Raw genomic sequence first — 23,076 nt, forward strand, 5'->3', positions numbered from 1 at the left:
CCTAATAAAATTATTGAAAGAGACTAATACCACTTCAATCTTACTTTTTATTAGGGTTCTAAAAATTAAGTCTTATTCCTAATTCAAATTATTTTAAAAAATCAGCTTCTTTATACGTTGGATTTGGGTATTTGTAAAACCCTTCACCAGTTACAACTCCTAATTTGTTTTTATCTATATAGTTTTCTTTTAAAAAGGCCACAGTTTTTAGTTTTAAGTCATCTTTAGTTTTCTCTGCCGCTATTTTATCAATATTATATGCTGTAGTAATGCCTACAATATCGAGAATACCAAAAGGGCCAACAGGTGCTCCTGTTGCTTTCATCCATGTTTTATCTATGGTTTCTGGGTCTGAAACCTCACTAACTAATAAACTAGTGGCAGCGCTTAGCAAGGGTACCAATAATGAATTTAATATATATCCAGGCTGCTCTTTATATAAGGGCAATGCCAACATACCAATCGCTTTTGCAAAATCAACAACATCATTAAAAACTTTAGGGTCAGTTGCACTGTGTCCCATAATTTCGGCTGTATTATGAATCCAAATTGAATTCGCAAAATGTAAGGCTAAGAATTTTGAAGGTCGTCCAGTGGCTTCTGCAAAGTGACTCGGCAATAGCGTTGAAGAGTTCGTAGCAAAAACCGTTTTTTCAGGAGCAACTTTTGCTAGCATGTTGTAAAATTCAATTTTAATTTTTGGATTTTCTGGCACAGCCTCGATTAGTAAATCAGCATCTTTAACAGCTTCGGTTAAATTTGACGTATAACTTAAGTTTTCAAATGTTTTATCTAATTGTTTTTGGGTTGCATTTAGGTCTTTTTTAAATGCATCACTCATGATGCTAAATTTTGCCTTTGCTTTTTCCAAGACTGCATCATTAATATCATAAACGGTGACTTGAAATCCGTGAAATGCGGTTTGAAATGCTATTTGATACCCTAGCACGCCGCTTCCTGCTATAGTTACATTTTTAAAGGTCATTTTGTTATAAATTTTAGAGTATTTTACTTCCGTGAGATTGAAACCTTGCGCCTATTCTATTAGGAAATTGTTTCAAATTATATACATAAGTAATACAAAAATACACCTCTCTACAATGATAAGTTATGACTTAAGTCAGTTCTATAAAAAAAAGAGCTTATCAATTTCTAGCTCCTGTTATCTATGAAAAAATTGGTAATGAAATATTGTAAATTATTACTGAGTTTTAAACACCTCACCCCGTATTACACTATACTATTTATTTAAAATTTTCGCTTTGTTGTATTCGTAATTCATCCGAGCGATATTTAAAACCGAAATATCTTCAGGACATTCCACTTGGCATGCTTCGGTATTAGTACAATGCCCAAATCCTTCTTCTTCCATCTGCTTTACCATATTAATAACCCTTTTACTCGTTTCTGTTTGTCCTTGTGGTAACAATTCTAATTGTGTAATCTTAGCACTCGTAAACAATGCTGCACTCGCATTTTTACAACTAGCTACACAAGCGCCGCAACCAATACATGCCGCAGCATCAAATGCTGCTTCTGCCACGTCATGAGCAATAGGAATACTGTTTGCTTCTGGTGCTTGACCTGTATCTACAGACACATAGCCACCCGAAGTAATAATATGGTCTAAGGAAGAACGGTTCACTTTTAAATCTCTAACAACAGGAAATGCCGCGGCTTTAAAAGGTTCTATATAAATGGTGTCTCCATCTTTAAACGAACGCATGTGAAGCTGACAAGTTGTGGTGTTTTTTAAAGGACCATGCGCAATACCATTAATCATCATGCCACATTGCCCACAAATACCTTCACGACAATCGTGATCAAACTCTACTGGATATTCTCCTTTTTTGACCAATTTTAAATTCAAAGTATCTAACATTTCTAAAAAAGATAATTCTTGATGTACATCATCTAATGTATAATCTTTGAATTCCCCCTTACTTTGGCTATCCTTTTGCCTCCATATTTTTAAGTGTATTTTCATAGTCTCTTATTTATAGCTTCGTACAGAAGGCGTTACAGTTTCAAATATCAACTTCTCTTTATTCAATATTGGGTTTGAAGGATTATTATTCCATTCCCAAGCCGAAGAATAACTAAAATTAGTGTCGTCTCGTTTGGCCTCACCTTCTGCCGTTTGATATTCTGTTCTAAAATGTGCTCCACAAGACTCTTCTCTTTGTAAAGCATCAATACACATTAGTTCGGCTAACTCCATATAATCTGCTACGCGTCCAGCTTTTTCTAATTCACTATTGACTTCTGAAGCCTCACCAGGAACAATCAGATCTGTCTTAAATGCTTTTCGTAAGTCTTGGATGTTTTTAATGGCTTGTTCTAAGCCTTCTTTAGAACGCGACAAGCCACACTTATCATACAATTCGCTACCTAATAATTTATTGAATTCCTCAGCTGTTTTAGTGCCTTTGGTGGTAAGGAATCCTTCTATTTGTTTTTTAACAGCTTGTTCCGCCTTATCAAATTCAGGGTGGTTAATATCTGTTTTTGGTTGCTTTATCTCATCAGCCAAAAAGTTTTGTAATGTATAAGGCAACACAAAATACCCATCGACACAAGCCTGTAATAATGAATTGGCACCTAATCTATTTGCACCATGATCTGAAAAATTAGCTTCACCAATAGCAAAAAGCCCAGGAATAGTTGTTTTTAATTCATAATCTACCCAAAGTCCTCCCATAGAAAAATGGGCTGCAGGCGAAATTTTCATCGGTTCCAAATAAGCATCTATTCCCGTAATTTTCTTATACATGTTGAATAAATTGCCGTAACGTTCTTTAATAATATCTTTTCCGTATTCTTTTATAGCTTTTGAAAAATCGAGGTAAACTGCATTTTTTAATGTGCCAATACCTTTACCGGCATCTATTTGTTCTTTTGCTGAACGAGACGCAATATCGCGAGGTGCAAGATTTCCAAAGGCTGGATATTTACGTTCTAAATAATAATCGCGTTCTTCTTCTGGAATATCGTTGGCTTTCCGAGTGTCATTTTTATCTTTTGGCACCCAAATTCGACCATCATTTCGAAGGGATTCAGACATTAACGTTAGCTTGGATTGGTATTCGCCACTTTGTGGTAAACAGGTGGGATGAATTTGTGTCCAACTCGGGTTTGCCATAAAAGCTCCTTTTTTATGTGCACGCCAAATAGCAGACGCATTACAACCCATAGCTAGTGTAGATAAATAATATATTTTCCCATAACCTCCTGTAGCAAGCACTACAGCGTGTGCACCGTGACGCTCTACCTTTCCGGTATCTAAATTTCTAGCAATAATGCCTTTAGCCTTACCTTCAATAAGTACCAAATCTAACATTTCATGTCTTGCGTATAAGCTCACTTTTCCGGTATTAACTTGTCGCATTAAAGCTTGATAGGAACCTAATAATAATTGCTGTCCTGTTTGACCTCTAGCATAAAAGGTTCTAGAGACCTGTACTCCACCAAAAGAACGGTTTCTAAGGTAACCTCCATACTCTCTTCCAAAAGGCACACCCTGAGCTGTAGCTTGATCTATTAAACTGGCCGAACATTCCGCCAAACGATAGGTGTTGGCTTCTCTAGAACGAAAATCACCTCCTTTTAAAGTATCGTAAAACATACGATAAACACTATCTCCATCGTTTTTATAGTTTTTTGCAGCATTTACACCTCCTTGTGCAGCAACAGAATGGGCTCTTCTAGGGGAATCTTGAAAACAGAAACTCTTTACATTATACCCCATTTCTGCAAGGGAAGCCGCAGCAGAAGCACCTGCTAAACCTGTCCCAACCACAATAACCTCTAATTTTTTTCGGTTATTTGGACTTACCAGTTTGGCTGTTTTTTTATAATTACTCCACTTCTCGCTAAGTGGTCCTTCTGGTATTTCAGATTTTAAAACGTTTTCCATGATCTAACGATTTAGATAAATAAAAATGGGAATAATGATATAGCCTATAGTCATAATTATAGTATATGCCATACCTAAATACTTCACGATTTTAGAATATATCGGATGATAAAGCCCTAATGTTCTATGTGCACTAAAAACACCATGCAACAAATGATAACCAAGCGCAATAATGGCAATGACATATACAATAACATACCACAATTGATCGAAAGCTTTAATAACCAAAGTGTATAAATCTTTGTTTCCGTTAGCATCCAAAGGTAATTCTCCAAATTTGAATTGGTACCAAAAATCTTTAAAGTGAATGACTAAAAAGAGGAAAACAATGCTTCCTAAAAACATCATATTTCGAGAATACCATTTGCTTGCACGCCCTCTTCTATCCTTAACATAGCCTGGTCCTTTTACTTTTTTACCTTTTACAGTAAGATATATAGCATCTAAAGTGTGTAATAAAATACAGAGATAAAGCACCATGGCTATTATCTTAATTAAGATATTATCTGCCAATAAATCACTATACCAATTGTACTGTAATTTAGCTTCGGCTTCAGGCAATAAAAGTTGAAGATTTCCAAATAAATGAATGATGAGGAAAAAGGAAAGAAAAAGACCTGTTAATGCCATTAAATTCTTTCGGGTTAATGCATTTTTAACGTACCACATGTTTGCTTTTTGTTTATAATTCTATGGCTTTAACATAAACCTCTAAGATAAAAAAAACTGATGAGCTAGAAGGTGGATCTGCCAAAGACATTTTAAACTTTTGTGGAGATAAAGTTGTATTAGATTAAAGATTCGTTTCAATGCTAAATCGTACACTAAACGGAACACATATTTAAACTTAAAAAATGATCATTAATCACGTGAGTCATCATTAGTATAAACAATTTAAGCCTCATAAGCCCTTCCTCACTACACTATTTTTAGTATATCAAATTTTATATAATCTGATTAATTACTTGTTTTATTTGTCTTTTATGATAGGACAGGCTCTGTTTCCCCTAGAATTAGTGGGCTATTTATGTACTTTTGAGAAGAGCCGAAGTTTTTTAAACCTGTAAAAAACGACGCTTTTCTAATATATAAAACCCACAAATATGTCAATAAAAAATTACCGTTATGTAGATTATCTATGGGACGACACCAAAGTAGAAAAAATAAAAAATGATGAAGTCGCACAATTCTTATATCGCTCTAACATCTTAGGTCGTGATCTAAGAATTACCAATTACGGAGGAGGAAATACAAGCTGCAAAACTATTGAGAAAGACCCTTTAACAAATAAAGATGTTGAAGTTATGTGGGTAAAAGGATCTGGAGGAGATATTGGCACTCTGACAAGAAGCGGAATCGCAGGCTTGTACACCGATCGCTTAAGAGATTAAAAAAAAGTATACAGAGGTGTTGCCTATGAAGATGAAATGGTGGCGCTTTTCAATCACTGTATTTTTGATCTAGATAGTAAAGCACCATCAATAGATACTCCACTTCACGGATTACTACCCTTTAAGCATATCGACCATTTACACCCTGATGCTTTAATTGCCGTAGCTGCTGCAAAAGACAGTGAAAAGGTTACCAAAGAAATTTGGAGTGACACCATGGGTTGGGTGCCTTGGAAAAAACCAGGTTTTGAATTGGGTTTAATGCTTGAACAATGTTTAGCTGATAATCTAGGAATTCGCGGAATTGTATTAGGCTCTCATGGTTTATTCACTTGGGGAGATACCTCATACGAATGCTATATCAACAGTTTAGAAGTCATAGAGATGGCATCTGCTTATATCGAAAACAAAATTTCTGAAAATGGAGAGGTTTTTGGCAGCCAAACAGTTGAAAGTCTTCCAAAAGAAGAACGGCTAGAAAAAGCTGCGATTTTAGCACCGATACTAAGAGCTTTAAATACTTCTGTTAATCAAGATGTTGTTAGAAAGCGAAAAAAAATATAATTAAATATTTAACAACAATATGTTACATATGTCATACTATTTGAAACATATGTTAGACACATTCACGAATAAAAAATAGAATTTTGAAACTAATTAATAAAATGTTTCAATATGACAAGATCTTTTACAATTTTAATGCTTTTATTAGCATTACCAATAGCGTCACAATCCATAAAGAAATCCAGTATTGATTCAGGAGGAGCTTCTACTGTTGTAAATAATATTCAAATATTATACACTATCGGAGAAGTTGTTGTTCGAGAAACAAGCACACCTACAATTTCGGTTTCAGAAGGCTTTATTAACCCTGAGTTTAATTCCACTTTAAGCACTTATGATCATCAAATCTCACATTTGAATATATCTATATACCCTAATCCTACAAATCAATTTATCAATATTGCTACAGACAGACCCCTTACTAAAGTAGAGCTTTATGATGTTTTGGGAAGAAGCATATTTCAATCTACAACTATTGGTGATCCCATTGAAGTTTCAACATTAAAAGCAGGCGTTTATCTGCTAAGGCTTTATGAGAATGCTAAATCCATAACCAAACAGGTTGTTATTGAGTAAATTACATAAATTTATAACAATTAATTAAAAGCATTCTATAACTTTACTACAAAAGCAATATTAAATTAAACACTTCATAATCTGTATTTGTTTTAATTATATTGAAATGTGTATCCAAATCATGTTCAAAAGAGCCTTAGTGTTTTCTTTCCTTTTAAATTTAGCACATTTATTTGCTCAAGAAAACACGCAATCAAACCCGTTAAAATTTAATGACATAAAATTAATTCTTGAAGATCAATGGATTTCTAATATCACACAAGACAAAAATGGCTTTATTTGGGTCGCAACACAAGATGGTTTATATAAATATAATGGTAAGAATTTTAAAACTTACAGATACAATCCGTTAGAAAAAAGTAGCCTTCCTGGTGGTTGGGTTAGAGATATAAAACAAGACCAAGACGATATCTTTTGGATTGGCACTTATGGTGCTGGCTTGGTAAAATTTGATGAAAAAAAAGGCGTATTTGAAAAAGTTCAAATCAATACCAACAACACAGGCCTTAATCCACTAGTAGTCTATAGAATATTCGTTAGTTCTTCATCTGCAGTTTGGGTAGCAACTGATGATGGGCTATACCGAAAATCTAAATCGAGCCCAGATTTTGTAAAAATAAAAGAATCCTTTACTTCTATAAAAATTTTAGAAATTGAGAATGGTACGGAACTCATCTCATCAAACCATACTTTATTTAAATATAGTAACAAGGCCGAACGGTTTGAACCAATGCTTCATCACACTGCTATAGATGAAATAGAAAGCATAGGCAACAATAAAATAATATATAAATCCGACGGTAAATTGTACCATTATGATTTTATTAATGATCCTGAGAAAATAGATTTACCCAATGACGATGCTGCCCTTTTTATATCTAATGTAAAAGACCATAAATGCATTATAATTGGATCTAGCGGAAATTATTTCTTCAATACAAAAACCAAAAAATTTCAACCTTACAATTATAATTTAGATAAATTTAAAAAAATAGGCATCAGCAAACTCTTAATAGATAAACAAAATCTATTATGGGTAGGTACACACAAAGGTTTGTTTAAGGAAAGTGCTCTAAAGAAAGTATTTACAGGACACTTCAGTACACATGCCAGACGGATTTTTGTAGATGCAACTGATATATACATTGTTGGAGACCAAGGCTTTTTTAAAGTTTCAAAAACTAACCATTCTAATTATAAACAATTCTTAAAAAGAACAAGGATTACTTCAATATGTAAGACAGAAAACGGATTCTGGTTGGGGGATATGACCGGAAATATTTTTTTCATTGATAATGATTTCAATATTAATAAGATAGAACTAAATCAAGATAAAAGCGAAACCTTAAAAGTTTTTGGAATTGTTGAAGATTTAAACGGTTTTTTATGGGTTAGTACATGGCAAGGAATTTACGTGTTAGATAAAAAAGGTAACATTATAAACACCTACCAACTAGACGAAGTCAAAGAGATTAAGATAATGGAGTTAATTATTGACCAGCAGGACAATCTATGGGTAATAACGGTTGGAGAAGGCGTATATAAAATACCTAACATATCGAAGATCGATAAAAATAAAAAACATATTAACTTCAAAAAATATGTGCATATTAAAGACAATTTAAATTCATTAAATTCTGATGTTGTCATAGATATTCATAAAAGTCAAAATGGAATGATTTCGATTGGGTCAGATTTTGGCTTGAATTTTTATGACAAGGAAAAGGATCTTTTCTACCCTCTTGAAATCAATGGTGATTTTTTTGATAAAAAGGTAATGGCTATTGAAACCGACGAAAATAATCTCTGGTGGATTAGCACAATAAATAATGGTATTTATGTATATAACAACGAAAACAAAACACTTTTTAATCTAAAAGAAGAAGATGGTTTGATTTCTAATGCATGTTTATATACCTCTAGTGCAATCTATAAGGACGAACTTTACTTTGGCACAGATGAAGGGGTTCAAGTTATAAATACTTCTAAGTTTACCTATCCCAATATTACTAAAGCTCCCAGTATTTCAAAAATAACAATTCAGGGAAAAAACGCTACAACTTTTCAAGATGTAGTGAATTTAAAAAAGCCCATTAAGCTTCATCATCATCAGAATAATTTTAAAATAAATTTAGAAATTGCAGATTATAGGTTTCCAGAAAAGATAGCTTATTATTATAAGCTAGGAGAAGCCACAATTTTTTGGACCAAAGCAGAAGGAAACACCATTTTCTTCAACAACCTAAATTATGGTGAATATAAACTTTTGGCAAAAGCAGCATATCAGGCAAATGACAACGCACCAATTACCACATTAACTTTAAAAATAAGCCCCCCTTGGTACAAATCTATTTTGGCTTATACGTTACTTTTTATAGGTTTGGCGGTAGCACTTTTTTCATTTTTTCAATTACGCTACAAACAAAAATTGGCATCTAACAAGTTAAAGGCCATCAAGGAATTAGACCTTATAAAATCAAATCTATTTACCAATATATCTCACGAACTCAGAACACCATTGACTTTAATTTCTGGTCCCGTAGAAAATCAATTATCTAAAAATAATTTAAAAACAGAAGTTAAGGAAGACCTCAACTTAATAAAGCAAAACGCCGATAGACTTCTCAATTTAGTAAATCAACTTACAGATTTATCCTTAATCGATGCAGGACAAATAAAGCTAAACATAGAACAAGGCAACTTAGCAATTATACTTAAGCAGCTCATATCGGCATTTCAATTTAAAGCGAATGATAAAAGTATAGACATTCAATCTACCATTACCCAATTAGACAACTGTTGGTTCGACAGAGATATTATTGAAAAAATAGGCTCTAACCTACTCTCTAATGCTATAAAATATTCGCCTCAAGAATCCATAATCTATTTTACCGCTCAGCAACAAAATGAACAACTTCAACTATCTATTATTAATAAAAACAATCAAATTAGAGCCGAAAAACTAGGCCATATATTTCAACGATTTTATCAAAATAATGAAGCTTCAGAAGGCATTGGTGTTGGCTTAGCGTTGGTTAAGGAATTAGTCTCATTATCAAAAGGCACTATTTTAGCAAATACCTTAGATAATGATAACATACAATTTAGTGTCACATTACCTATCACAAAAGATGCCTTTGAGAAATTTGAAATTATAGAGCATCCTAAAATAATTATTGAATCAGAAATCAGCACAGAGATTAAAAAAAACCAAGCTACTATTGTTATTATTGATGACGAAATAGATATTCTAAACTTTGTAACTTCAATTTTTAAAGAGAATTACAATGTTATAAAAACAACCAACTCCAATAATGGACTAGAACTCATTAGAAAGCAACTGCCAGATTTAGTCATTAGTGATATAATGATGCCAGAACTGAATGGTATTGAATTATGTAATAAACTCAAAAACGACCAACTAACAAGTCATATTCCTATTATTTTGTTAACAGCAAAAGTCACTCAAAACCAAAAACAAGAAGGTTTTGAAACAGGTGCAGACGCCTATGTTACAAAACCTTTTAATACTGAAACATTAAAAATCCGAGTCTCCAAACTCATTGAAACCAGAGCAAAACTAAAACAACGTTTTAATGAACAACCTATTCTTACAAAAACACTCGAAGTTACATCTGTTGAAGCAGAATTCATGCAGCGCTTAAAAAATGTCTTAGACACACATTTAGTAGATCCAGAGTTCACTACAGATGCCTTTGGTAAATACATGCATATGAGCAGAACGCAATTACATAGAAAATTGAAAGCCATAGTTGGTATGACCACTTCCGAATTTATGCGATCACAACGTATCCTTTTAGCTAGAAATATTTTAAAAAACCAAGACATGAGTGTTTCTGAAGCCGCTTACATGGTTGGCTTTAATTCTGTAAGTTACTTCATCAAGTGTTTCAAAAAAATTTATAGTGAAACACCATCTCAATATATAGAAAAGCATAAGCCTTAATGTCCTTCCATCTATTTACGCATTGCTTATTAGTTTCCGTTAAGATTCATTATATATTTGGTACTACCGCACTTCGATAACAACTTCAATTGAAATAACCCTCAGTTTTAAAGGCTTTTCCAATGATGTAACATATCTGTTACATCTTGAAACATATGTAATATTTTTTTTAATACATCTCAGATAGCTTTGTAAATGCAAGATCTTTAATTGCTAACAAATGACAAAATTTAAAACACGGGAGGAGAAAGAAAACGCATTACCATCTCAACTTTACATTGCTATAGATCATCTTAAAAAAGGTAGATACCAATTAAATATTATAAATGAGAATAAAATTGTCTCTTTTATAGAATTTAAAAAATAAAATGCTATGAAAACATTACACACACTTTTAGCACTAATTATGCCAATAGTATTATTTTCTCAAAATGGCATTAATTATAAAGCACTTATAAAGGATAACTCAGGCAACATAATTGCAGATAATGTCATTCAAGTTAAATTCAAAATTTTAGAAAGCGACTTACAAACTAGTCTTTACGAAGAAAGCCATACAACGACTACTGATAGTAACGGTATAATAGTTTTAAATATTGGTGAAGGCACCGTTTTAAATGGAAATTTCAATACAATTAATTGGGGTGAAAATGAGCATTTTTTAAATGTAAAAATAGATCTAGGAACAGAGTTTATAGATATGGGAAGCACTCAATTTTCTGCTGTGCCTTATGCTTATCATGCTAAAAAAGCAACAAATGTATCTGGTTTAGAATCTATTGACGAAGGTAATGGAATTGGCTGGAGATTAATTGGTCGTGATCCAACTATGCACAGTACTTTAGGCTTTAATGCTATTGATTTGAGTTATTCTAATTTTTCGCCAATAAACAATGGTGAAATGGGAAGTTATTCTACAACAATAGGTTATGGAACTGCGGCTGAATCTTATGCGTCTACAGCCATTGGAAGCTTTAATGTTGGTGGTGGTGACCCAAATACCTGGGTTGATAATAGTCCCTTGTTTGAAATCGGAAATGGTACTTCAGATTTAAATAGAAGAAATGCATTGACTGTTTTAAAGACTGGTGAGCATATTATTAACAGTCAAAGTAATGGTTTGCGTATTACAGGTGCAAACAATGCTATAAACATCTCCAATTCTCTCGCAAATTCAATCAATATTACAGATGCAGGCTTTACAGGCATCTATATTGCTGATCCTCAAAATTATGGTCTTTATATTTCAAATGCTCTTAACGACGGAGTTTTTGCATCATCTTTAGATAGAGGTGCATCCTTTATTGGTGGTACAACTGGGATATATACACAAAGTTCAAACAGTAATAATCCAGATATTGTTTTAGGAGGTAACTCTGGTACTAATAGTGAAGATGACGGTATCATTGCATCAGACCCTTTTTATTCAGGAAGCGACATTTATTTAAGAAGTAATGATGCTGTTGTTATACAATTGGATCATGATGATAATGGAGCCGGTAATTTTATGGTTCATAACAGTGACGGAAATATTGTTTTTTCCATTACTGAAGCAGGAACTATTAGCCAAAATGGTTCTACAATCCATGCCTCAGACAGACGCTTAAAACGGGACATTACCGATTTACCTTATGGTCTAAAAGAAATTTTACAATTACAACCAAAAGCATACTTCTGGAAAAAAAACACACAAAACAAAAAGTCTTTGGGGCTTATCGCTCAAGATGTTCAACCAATTATAAACGAAGTTGTCAATACTCAGAATAATGAGTTAAAAACGTTAGGAATAAACTATACAGAATTGATTCCTGTACTTATAAAAGCAATACAAGAACAGCAAAAAATTATTATCAATCAACACGCAGACTACACAAATCTATTAGAACGTGTTGAAACTTTAGAAGCAAATACATCAATTAAAAACAAATAAAATGAAAACGAAACTTTTTCTGATAGCACTTTTAATTTCAATTATTTCCGTAGCTCAAAACGGCATTAATTACAAAGCACTTATAAAAGATGCTAATAATAACGTTGTAAACAATCAAATTATTGATATGGTGTTTAACATTGAATTAGAAAACACAACTATTTACAGCGAATCACAACAAATTACTACCGACGATAACGGAATTGCTATTGCAGTCATTGGATCTGGCACAATAATCAGTGGAGATTTCAATACTATTGATTGGAAAAGTGGTAATGCAGAACTCAATGTACAAATTGATTTAGGAGATGGTTTTATAGATTTTGGAAACTCAGATTTTAATGCCGTGCCTTATGCAATACAAGCATTAAATATGGAAGGTCTAGAAACTCTTGATGAAGGAAATGGCTTAGGATGGAGATTGGCTGGTAGCAATCCATATCATTATGGTGACATAGGGTTAAACGCCGTTGATTTAAGTTATAGTTTTACACCTTCATCTGTAAGAGGTGCAACCGGAGCATATTCCATTGCATTAGGAAGTTTAACAGAAGCTTCAGGAACGTATTCCACAGCTCTAGGACGGAACACCATAGCATCAGAATCCTCTTCTACAGCAATGGGAAATAACACAACAGCATCTGGTATTTCTTCCTTGGCATCAGGAAATTTTAGTGAAGCAACTGGAAATTTTTCCACAGCAATGGGGGGTCAGACCACAGCAATAGGGGATTATACTGTCGCCATGGGAAGTCAAACAACAGCAGTAGGAGATTTTTCCGTAGCGCTAGGTAAAAGTACAATAGCACATAATAATGGCACGGCAATGGGAAATGGAACCGAAGCCTCAGGATCATATTCTACAGCTATGGGGATTGATACCGAAGCCTCGGGAATTAGATCTACTGCAATGGGAAATGCAACCGAAGCTTCAGGAGGTTCTTCTACTGCAATGGGAAATAACACCATAGCTTCTGGGAGTTTTTCCTTAGCCACTGGAAGCTATACATCTGCAACAGGTTTAAACTCTACTGCTATGGGAAATGGAACAACAGCCTATTCATATTTAGAAACAGTAATTGGAAGGTATAATACATCTTATACGCCCAATAGTGTTAACGGATGGAATAACAATGATCGCTTATTTGTAATTGGAAATGGCGAAAGTGGTGCACCATCTAACGCTATGGTAGTTTTAAAAAACGGAAATACAGGTGTTGGTACAGATGCCCCTCAAGAACTATTTCATATTTCTGGTGGCCGTTTACGCATTGGATCAGAGATTATTGAAGATGGAGGAAGTGATATTTTAGCGTTTAGTTCTAGTTTAGTTCCTACAGAAGATGAAGCAGATCGTCTTGGGGGCCCAAACAGAAAGTGGTTAGATGTTTATGCTGCAAATGGAACTATCCAAACCTCAGATAGACGCAGTAAAACTAACATCATTGAATTAAAATATGGATTAGAAGAAGTTCTAAAAATGCAACCTGTAAGCTTTAATTGGAAAAACAAAAACAATCCAGACACTAAATTAGGACTTATTGCACAAGACCTCCAAATTTTAATCCCTGAAGTGATCCATTCTCATATCTGGGAAAAAGATAAAGCATCTGGAGTATTAACTAAAAAAGAGTTAGACCGCTTAGGGGTTTATTATTCCGATTTAGTACCTGTTTTAATCAAAGCCATTCAAGAGCAGAACAAAATAATTGAAACTCAAGGTGCGGAAATAAAAGCTTCAAAAACGGATTATGAAGCCTTGTTATCTCGTATCGAAATTATTGAATCTAAATCCTCAAATTAAAAGATAATGAACTATTTAAACAAAACCCGTGGCTTGTCTCGAGAATTCAGAAAACAGCTTTCAACCCTAAAAATAATAGTGAATAAATCAACATTTGTATTTTTAATTTTAACATGCTGTCCATTACTTTTATTAGCCCAATGGACGCAAATCGGTGACGATATTGATGGTGAATCTGCAAACGAACAATCGGGTTACGCTACATGTTTAAGTGCAGATGGAAATACGATTGTGATTGGAGCGCCTTTTAATGCAGATAATGGTTCTGCTTCAGGACAAGTTAGAGTCTATGAAAACGTTGCAAATACATGGCTACAAAAAGGAACAGCTATTAATGGCATTGCGATAAGCGATAAATTCGGTTTTTCTGTGAATATAAGTGGAGATGGTAATATCATAGCTGTTGGTGCGCCAGACAGTAATGCCAATGGATTTGAATCTGGAGAAGTTCGTATTTTTCAGTTTCAAGGTGCTAATTGGGTTCCACTAGGCGCAAGTATTATTGGAGATGCATGGGGAGATCATTCTGGGTATGCTATTAGTCTTAGCAAGGATGGAAATCGACTTGCTATTGGAGCGCCAGATAACCATGTAGTAGAAGGTGAAGGTAGTAATCATGGTCAAGTACGTATTTATGAAAATCAAAATGACAACTGGGTACAATTAGGCAATGATATTATTGGTGAAAACCCTGAAGACAATTCGGGATTTGCCGTAAGCCTTAACGAAGATGGAAGTATTGTTTCTATAGGTGCACCAAACAACACCAATACCATACAAGGTGCTGGCCACGTAAGAGTTTATAATTATGATGCTAACAATTGGGTACAGATAGGAGAAGATATTGACGGTACAACATTGAACGATAAATTTGGAGGAGCTGTAAGTTTAAACAACCAAGGTAATATTCTCGCTGTTGGTGCACATGATCATAACGGAATTGGTCAGGTTCGTATTTTTGAAAATATAACCAATACATGGGTGCAAATAGGTAATGATATTGATGGTGAAGCTGTAGGTGATGAGTTTGGTATATCGGTAAGTCTTAACGCCAATGGAAATATTCTTGCTGTTGGAGCGCGATATAATAGTGAACTTGCTTCAGATGCTGGTCATACTAAAATCTATAGAAACGCATCTGGTAATTGGCAACAAATAGGTGAAAACATTGATGGAGAGGCCATTCAAGATCGATCTGGTGTATCAGTTAGTCTTAATGCAAATGGTTCTATTGTAGCCATTGGAGCTTATCTTAATGATGATAATGGCAATAATTCTGGACACGTACGTCTATTTTCAAATACTAATATTCTAAATATTGATACTGTTAGTACTAAAAGCCAACTCATTGCTTTTCCTAATCCTACTTCTACCCAATTAAACATTAAATTAGAAAAAACAATCAACCAATCTATAGTACAACTCTTCAATGTTGAAGGCAAATTATTGTATTCAAAAGCGTATGCCAATACAGAAAATATTGCTATTAACATGGCTTCTTTTTCAAATGGCATCTATATTCTAAAAATACATCTAAACGACTCACAAAAAATTTTAAAAGTAATCAAGCAATAAAATGCTACGATTAAGGTAGAACGATAAAAAAATTAAAAGATGAAAAGACATATACTTTTTGTAGTCCTTTTACTTTCAGCACTAGGATATACACAGAACGGGATTAATTATAAAGCACTCATTAAGGATGACCAAGGAAACGTTGTTGCAAACAGTTCTATTGAGATAAAATTCAAAATTTTAGAAAGTGATGCATTAACCAGTGTATATGAAGAAAGCCACACACCAACTACAGATATAAACGGAATTATAATTGTAAACATTGGAGAGGGTTCAATAATCAGCGGAATTTTTGACGATATAAATTGGGGAAGTGATGAGCATTTTTTAAACGTTAAAATGAACACAGGTTCAGGATTTGTAGATATGGGAACGACGCAGTTCTCTGTTGTTCCTTATGCTTTTCATGCAAAAAAGGCAGCAAACGTTAAGGGACTTGAACCAATTGATGAAGGTAATGGTGTTGGTTGGAGGTTAATAGGCAGAAACAGTAGTAATTACGACAGCATAGGCTATAACGCCATAGACTTAAGCTTTGTAGATGATCAAAATCTAGGATTAGGAGCAACAGGAAATTACGCTTTTAGTTTGGGACACAATGGCACAGCATCAGGCGAGCACGCTTTAACTTTTGGCAACCAAAATTATGCCTTAAACGATTATACAATCGCTTTAGGAAATAATAATGTAGTTTCTGGTTTAAATAGTACAGCTATTGGAGGTATTAACCAAGTGAGTGGTGATTATGCATTTGCTGCTGGTTTGCAAAATGTAGCTTCAGAAAATGGCGCAGTCGCTATGGGTATAAATGCATTTGCTACAGCGGAAAATGCCATAGCTATTGGGTTAAATGCTTCTGCTACTTCTGCAGGAGCTATAGCCATAGGTAGAGGGGTTGTGTCATCTGGAGATGCGTCTACTGCACTAGGATATATTACGGAATCATCTGGACAAGGATCTACTGCATTAGGATTTGACACAGAAGCATTTGGGTTTTCTTCACTGGCTGTAGGATTTCGTTCTATAGCTTCTTCAAGTTATTCTACAGCTATGGGAAATGAAACTAAAGCCTCAGGAAGTGCCTCAATAGCCATTGGAAGTAAAACTGAAGCTTCTGATTTTGCTTGCTTAGCGGCAGGAAATAATACTATTGCCTCTGGAAGCAATGCTACAGCAATGGGATCTTGGACTAGAGCTCTAGGTCAAAGATCCACAACATTGGGTTCTTTCACTGAAGCTTCTGATTTTGCATCTTTAGCAATGGGCAACCAAACACTTGCCTCTGGAGATAGTTCGGTAGCAATGGGTTATTTTTCTATAGCTTCAGGAGATTACTCTACTGCTATTGGAATTAATACAATAGCGCAATCATATGCACAAACAGTTCTTGGACGTCATAATATTCCATTTGGTGATTCTGAGAACTGGGTAGATACTAACCCATTGTTTACAATTGGTAATGGAACAGAAGCAAATAAACGGAATGCACTAACTGTTTTAAAAAATGGAAATGTAGGTATAGGCACACATACGCCACAAGAACTATTACATATCTCTGGTGGTCGTTTACGGATTGGCGACGAAATCATCGAAGACGGAGGAAACGATGTTTTGGCATTTGGTTCTAGTTTAGTACCCACTGTTGATGAAGGAGACCGTTTAGGAGGTCCAAATCGAAGATGGTTTGATGTCTATGCAGCAAATGGAATGATTCAAACTTCAGACAGAAGAAGTAAAACCAACATCGCAAATTTAAACTATGGTTTAGCCGAAGTCTTAAAAATGCAACCTGTAAGCTTTAATTGGAAAAACAAGAACAATCCAGACACCAAGTTAGGACTCATTGCTCAAGACCTTCAGGTATTAGTCCCAGAAGTCGTTCACGCACATATTTGGGAAAAAGATAAAGAGTCTGGAACATTAATTAAAAAAGAACTAGATCGATTAGGCGTGTATTATTCAGATTTAGTTCCTGTTCTTATTAACGCTATTAAAGAACTGAAACGGGAAAATGATACTCTTAAGAAAAATATCCAACAAAAAGATACGTCTCTCAATGATTTAACCGAAAGAGTAAAAAGCATAGAACAACTACTTAAATCGTAATTACCATGAAAACGAAACTCGCACTATTAACACTATTAATTTCAATAGTTGCTGTAGCACAAAACGGCATAAATTATAAAGCATTGATCAAGGATGATTCAGGAAACATAATTGCGAATAGTTCTATTAATATTCAATTCTCAATTTTAGAAAGCGATACGCAAACCAATGTGTACGAAGAAACACATGCAGCAACTACAGACGCTAACGGAATCATTATTGTAAATATCGGAGAAGGCAACATTATAAGCGGAATTTTTAATGACATAAATTGGGGAGAATACACTCATTTTTTAAACGTTAAGATTAATACAGGTATAGGATTTGTAGATATGGGCACCACACAATTTTCTGCTGTACCTTATGCTTTTCATGCACAAGTTGCAGAAAACATCAATGGACTTGAAACTATTGATGAAGGTAATGGTATAGGCTGGAGATTGGTTGGTAAAAACCCAGACAACTATGGCGATGTTGGTTTAAATGCTGTCGATTTAAGTGGTAATCCTACAGCATCAACAGTAAGAGGTGCAACTGGGCCATATTCCACAGCGTTAGGGTTTGGTACAACTGCATCTGCAATTTATTCCACAGCAATAGGTCGTCAATCAACAGCATCCGGAAGTTCTTCCACAGCAATGGGAGGTCAAACAACGGCATCGGGACCTTATTCTACAGCGATGGGAAATGGGTCTGAAGCATCAGGATCTTCTTCTACTGCATTGGGAAATAGCACAACAGCCTCAGGGAATTTTTCCACGGCGATGGGATTTAATACAACAGCATCAAGCACATATTCCACAGCAATGGGCCATTATACTTCAGCAATGGGCTTAATTTCCACAGCAATGGGAAATAATACAACAGCACCTTCTTTTGCAGAAACCGTAATTGGTACGTATAATACAAATTATACGCCTAATGCTTCTCTTACATGGAATTCTGCCGATCGCTTATTTGTAATTGGTAATGGAGAATCTGGTTCGCGGTCTAACGCCATGGTAGTTTTAAAAAATGGTAACACAGGTATTGGAGCAAGTAACCCTCAAGAACTTTTGCATATTAATGGTGGTCGTTTACGTATTGGCAACGAAACCATTGAAGACGGAGGAAGCGATATTTTAGGGTTTAGTTCTAGTTTAGTTCCAACCGAAGATGAAGTAGATCGTCTTGGTGGCCCAAACAGAAGGTGGTTAGATGTATATGCAGCAAATGGAATGATTCAAACTTCAGACAGAAGAAGTAAAACCAACATCGCAAATTTAAACTATGGTTTAGCCGAAGTCTTAAAAATGCAACCTGTAAGCTTTAACTGGAAAAACAAGAACAATCCAGACACCAAGTTAGGACTCATTGCTCAAGACCTTAAGGTATTGGTCCCAGAGGTCGTTCAGGCACATATCTGGGAAAAAGATGAAGTCTCTGGAGTATTATCCAAAAAAGAACTAGATCGATTAGGCGTGTATTATTCAGATTTAGTACCTGTACTTATCAATGCTATAAAAGAACAACAAGCACTAATTAATGCTTTAAAATTAAGCTTAGACCAACAAAAAAGTACAATAACTAACCAAGAAAACATCGGTTTGGATCAAGCTAAGGCGTTAGAATCTCTTTTAAATAGAGTCAATATTTTAGAACAAACAAATAATCAATAAGCAGAAATTATGAAAACATTAAAAATAGTTGCCATTGCTTTCCTTTCAATACTATCCTTCTCTTGTAGTAATGATGATGATTCTTCAAATAATACATTACCTACAACTTTAAACTTACTCACTTCTGGTACATGGTACTTCGAGTCAAAATCGCAGGAAAGTTATACAACATGTGAAACAGAAAGCACTAATAATTTTATGGTTGATGGAAGTACCATCATTGAAGACATTGAAGAAAGTATGGATGGTTGTGAGTTAGATGAAACCATCAACACCAATTATATATTAGACGCATCAACAATTACTATTAACTTCACTGATGATAATATTTTTGGTATTGTTACCTGCGATGCCTCCTTACAAACATTAATCATAAGAGAAAATGGAGTGCGTTTTATTATGCAGAATAAAGCACAAGGATAAATAGAACAAAGAAAAAGATTTTATGCAAAAAATTATTTACTACGTGGCAAGTTCACTTGACGGATTCATTGCTGGAAAAAATGACGATATAAGTCAGTTTATATTAAAAGGAAAAGGTGTTGAAAAATATAGAGCAGATCTTTTAAATTTTGAAACCGTCATTATGGGAAGAAGGACTTATGAGTTTGGTTTTCAATACGGACTTCAACCAGGGCAACCTGCCTATCCCCATATGGAACATTTTATTTTTTCAGATACATTGAAAATCGAAAATTTAGCTGACTCTGTTCATATTGAAAAAAGATCCTTAGACCGAGTTAAAGACATCAAAGCAAATTCTAAAACAGATATTTACCTGTGTGGAGGCGGTGAATTTGCAGGTTGGTTACTCAACCATGGACTAATTGACCAACTTAAACTGAAACTAAATCCCATAATTTTAGAAGATGGCATCAAACTATTTGGTAACTCAAGCAATAACACAAAATGGAATTTAATCAAAAACGAATCTTTTGAAGATGGACTTAAAATATTGACTTATAATAAGCAAAAGCACTAACCGCTATCAGCTCTTTAGTTAATAGAGCTTTATAAACTGTTTTGCTAAAAGCATACTTTCCTACTAAGCTATTATCTCTTAAGAATTAAAAATTCACTTCTTTATTACAAACCAAAAAGTGTTTGTTCTATTAAAGTGACAAGTGACCATACAAATTATTTAAAATTAAAAAGCCCAAAATCATGAATAATAAGCAAAATTCACCGAACACATTAGATGAAATTAAAGCCATAAGTTTTTTTTCAACATCACTTTATCATAAAAATTCGGTAGAAGAAGTCCTTTGGGACATTACCAAAAACGTCATCCAGCAATTAGGGTTTGTAGATTGCGTTATCTATGTTTTTGATAAAGAAAAAGGTGTATTACACCAAAAAGCGGCATACGGACAAAAAAACCCTTATGAAGAGGTCATTTATAATCAATTAGAAATCCTTCTGGGTAACGGTATTGTAGGCAGTGTCGCTAAAACTAAAAAGCCCGAACTTATTCCAAATACAAAATATGATAGACGCTATATTATAGACGACGAGGAACGATCTTCTGAAATCTGCATCCCAATAGTAATGGACGATACGCTTTTTGGAGTTATTGATTCTGAACATCCTGAAGCGAATTTCTTTAATCAAAAACACTTACATCTGCTTACCATAATTGCCACTTTATGTGCACAAAAAATAAAAGAAATTCAGACTAAAACACGTAAGCCTTTTACACGCGCTAATCACTATTTTAAAAAATTGGAAAGCCTAATGCAATTCAGAAAGATCTATAGAAATCCGTGTTTAACACTTTCTTCAACTGCTGAAGATTTAGGGATTTCGGCTTGCTATCTTTCCAGTATGATAAACAATTTATTGAATAAGAGTTTTATCGATTTTATAAACGAATACCGCATAGAGGATGTAAAAAACAATCTTCATTCCGAAGAATTTTCGGGTTACACCATCGTTTCTGTAGGTTTAGAAGCCGGATTTAACTCAAAATCCGCTTTTTATTCGGCTTTTAAAAAACATACAGGTCTAACACCAATGGCTTATAAAAGTCAATCGGTTTTAAGGTGTCGTCATTCATAATGTACTTAATGGTTCTAACCAAAGCGTGTTGAATATGAGTTGTTCGATTCAAATTTTTATCGTTTAACGGAATTCCTTCACATAGTGTTCGCTATTTACTTGACCACCAATGGGTTGATTATTAAACCTATGTGTATAGATTATAGTTTTCAATGAAGTGAGAAGTGAGGGGTAAAAGGTTAAAACTAAATAACATAAAAAGGTTGTCCTAATTCTTTAAGACTCAAATATTCAGGACATTACTCTTTTAATTAGGTACTAAGTTTGGATTATTAATCATATAAAATTAAATGTTATGAAATTTAAAACAAATTTAATAAGACCTATTTTACGTATGTTGTTCATATCCCTTCTTTTTTTCAGCTGCTCGCCTGAAGATGGAAACGATGGAATAGATGGAATTGACGGCATTGATGGTACAGATGGTGCTGATGGTGCTGATGGTGCTGATGGCGAAACCGGAACTGCCAATGTTATTTACTCAGATTGGATCGCTTCAGATTTTCCGGATACTATCAATAACAATTTTGATCAATGGGAAATGTATGCACCAGAGCTTACGCAAGAAATTCACGATACAGGTGCCATACTAGTTTACGCCCGAGTTGGTACTTTTATATATTCAATTCCAACTTCATTTTTTGGCACAACTCAAGAGAAGTGGAGTTTTAGGCTATTGGATATTAATGATACGCTTATCGCTATTCGGGTGCAATCAATTGACGAAAGTAACATTGGAACACCTTTTTTGAATGGCGATTTTAGATATGTCATCATTCCTGGAGGAACTTCCGCAAGTGCCAGACCTGCAAATGGCTCATCTCAAGTGGACTATTCTAGCATGTCCTATGAAGAAATCACATCCCTTTTTAACATCCCTGATTAATCGTTATAGTCCTAACCTTTTTTTCACACTAAAGTCAAAACTTAAAAAACAATCTTATGAAAACAATGAATTTTAAAACCAATTTAACGAAACACCTTCTAGGTATGCTATTTATCTCTATTCTCTTTATGGGATGTTCACCCGAAGATGGTAGAAATGGCACAGATGGTATTGATGGTGCTAATGGCGAAACCGGAACTGCCAATGTTATATATTCTGATTGGATTGATTCCGAATTTGATGACAACATAATTGCCACAGGCGGAGGTTTTTATGTGGATGCGCCCAATGTAACACAAGCCATTATAGACACTGGTATTGTTTTAGGATTTGCTAAAAACATTCCACTTGCGGGTACCCCAAGCATTTTTCAACTACCATTAATCAATGACCAAAATCAATATTCTGTTATTGTTCAGAACCCTGGCACATTAAGATTTAATGCCTCATCCATAGATGGTACATCTGTAGGAACCACTGTATATGAAGCGTATAGGTATGTTATTATTCCTGGTGGAAATCCTATCAGTAGTAATCGCAGTAGTAATTCGGCAACTACAGATTCAAAATCTGCAACATTAGATTATACAAAAATGTCCTACAAAGAGATTAAAGCTCTTTTTAATATCCCTGATTAATAGCTGT

The 23,076-nt window shown here is 34.4% G+C and carries 16 protein-coding genes and 1 pseudogene; 13 read left to right on the forward strand and 4 right to left on the reverse strand.

Annotated elements, in window-relative coordinates; translation table 11 throughout:
• Positions 1-88 precede the first annotated feature (88 nt).
• The 4 genes from VDP25_RS07900 to VDP25_RS07915 all read right to left on the reverse strand — a co-directional run bounded on the left by VDP25_RS07900 (position 89) and on the right by VDP25_RS07915 (position 4,585).
• The gene (locus VDP25_RS07900) at positions 89-985 is read right to left on the reverse strand and encodes a 3-hydroxyacyl-CoA dehydrogenase (protein WP_334468516.1); all 897 of its coding nucleotides are present in this window, start codon (positions 983-985) and stop codon (positions 89-91) included.
• Positions 986-1,240: 255 nt separating this feature from the next.
• Positions 1,241-1,987, reverse strand: a complete 747-nt coding sequence (locus tag VDP25_RS07905) for a succinate dehydrogenase/fumarate reductase iron-sulfur subunit (protein ID WP_334468518.1) — start codon at positions 1,985-1,987, stop codon at positions 1,241-1,243.
• Between the two features lie 6 nt (positions 1,988-1,993).
• Positions 1,994-3,916: a fumarate reductase/succinate dehydrogenase flavoprotein subunit gene (locus tag VDP25_RS07910; protein ID WP_334468520.1), complete on the reverse strand. Its 1,923-nt coding sequence runs from the start codon at positions 3,914-3,916 to the stop codon at positions 1,994-1,996.
• A 3-nt stretch (positions 3,917-3,919) separates the two neighbouring features.
• Positions 3,920-4,585, reverse strand: coding sequence for a succinate dehydrogenase cytochrome b subunit (locus tag VDP25_RS07915; protein WP_334468522.1), 666 nt, complete (start codon positions 4,583-4,585; stop codon positions 3,920-3,922).
• A gap of 434 nt (positions 4,586-5,019) precedes the next feature.
• Here VDP25_RS07915 and VDP25_RS07920 point away from each other — a divergent pair.
• The 13 genes and pseudogenes from VDP25_RS07920 to VDP25_RS07980 all read left to right on the forward strand — a co-directional run.
• Positions 5,020-5,832, forward strand: a pseudogene (locus VDP25_RS07920) (class II aldolase/adducin family protein); the annotation flags it as partial.
• Positions 5,833-5,982: 150 nt separating this feature from the next.
• Positions 5,983-6,447, forward strand: a complete 465-nt coding sequence (locus VDP25_RS07925; protein WP_334468524.1) for a T9SS type A sorting domain-containing protein — start codon at positions 5,983-5,985, stop codon at positions 6,445-6,447.
• Positions 6,448-6,568: 121 nt separating this feature from the next.
• The gene (locus VDP25_RS07930) at positions 6,569-10,414 is read left to right on the forward strand and encodes a hybrid sensor histidine kinase/response regulator transcription factor (RefSeq protein WP_334468526.1); all 3,846 of its coding nucleotides are present in this window, start codon (positions 6,569-6,571) and stop codon (positions 10,412-10,414) included.
• Positions 10,415-10,787: 373 nt separating this feature from the next.
• Complete coding sequence (locus VDP25_RS07935; protein ID WP_334468528.1) at positions 10,788-12,344, forward strand: tail fiber domain-containing protein; 1,557 nt, start codon at positions 10,788-10,790, stop codon at positions 12,342-12,344.
• Between the two features lies 1 nt (position 12,345).
• Positions 12,346-14,148: a tail fiber domain-containing protein gene (locus VDP25_RS07940; protein WP_334468529.1), complete on the forward strand. Its 1,803-nt coding sequence runs from the start codon at positions 12,346-12,348 to the stop codon at positions 14,146-14,148.
• Positions 14,149-14,154: 6 nt separating this feature from the next.
• Positions 14,155-15,723, forward strand: coding sequence for a T9SS type A sorting domain-containing protein (locus VDP25_RS07945; RefSeq protein WP_334468530.1), 1,569 nt, complete (start codon positions 14,155-14,157; stop codon positions 15,721-15,723).
• Positions 15,724-15,762: 39 nt separating this feature from the next.
• A complete protein-coding gene (locus VDP25_RS07950) occupies positions 15,763-17,829 on the forward strand; it encodes a tail fiber domain-containing protein (protein WP_334468532.1) in 2,067 nt (688 codons plus the stop codon).
• Positions 17,830-17,834: 5 nt separating this feature from the next.
• A complete protein-coding gene (locus tag VDP25_RS07955) occupies positions 17,835-19,487 on the forward strand; it encodes a tail fiber domain-containing protein (protein WP_334468534.1) in 1,653 nt (550 codons plus the stop codon).
• A gap of 9 nt (positions 19,488-19,496) precedes the next feature.
• Entirely contained in the window at positions 19,497-19,910 is a 414-nt protein-coding gene (locus VDP25_RS07960; protein ID WP_334468536.1) for a hypothetical protein, read from the forward strand.
• 22 nt (positions 19,911-19,932) lie between these two features.
• Positions 19,933-20,469 (forward strand): dihydrofolate reductase family protein, encoded by a 537-nt coding sequence (locus VDP25_RS07965; RefSeq protein ID WP_334468538.1) that lies wholly within the window; start codon positions 19,933-19,935, stop codon positions 20,467-20,469.
• Between the two features lie 182 nt (positions 20,470-20,651).
• Positions 20,652-21,545 carry a helix-turn-helix domain-containing protein gene (locus VDP25_RS07970; RefSeq protein ID WP_334468540.1) on the forward strand — a complete coding sequence of 298 codons (894 nt, stop codon included), beginning with the start codon at positions 20,652-20,654 and terminating at the stop codon, positions 21,543-21,545.
• A gap of 295 nt (positions 21,546-21,840) precedes the next feature.
• Complete coding sequence (locus VDP25_RS07975; protein ID WP_334468542.1) at positions 21,841-22,431, forward strand: hypothetical protein; 591 nt, start codon at positions 21,841-21,843, stop codon at positions 22,429-22,431.
• Between the two features lie 56 nt (positions 22,432-22,487).
• Positions 22,488-23,069 (forward strand): hypothetical protein, encoded by a 582-nt coding sequence (locus tag VDP25_RS07980; protein ID WP_334468544.1) that lies wholly within the window; start codon positions 22,488-22,490, stop codon positions 23,067-23,069.
• The last annotated feature ends 7 nt before the right edge of the window (positions 23,070-23,076 follow it).

The organism is Winogradskyella sp. ECml5-4, from assembly GCF_036903175.1.
In the GTDB taxonomy this organism is placed as follows: domain Bacteria; phylum Bacteroidota; class Bacteroidia; order Flavobacteriales; family Flavobacteriaceae; genus Winogradskyella; species Winogradskyella damuponensis.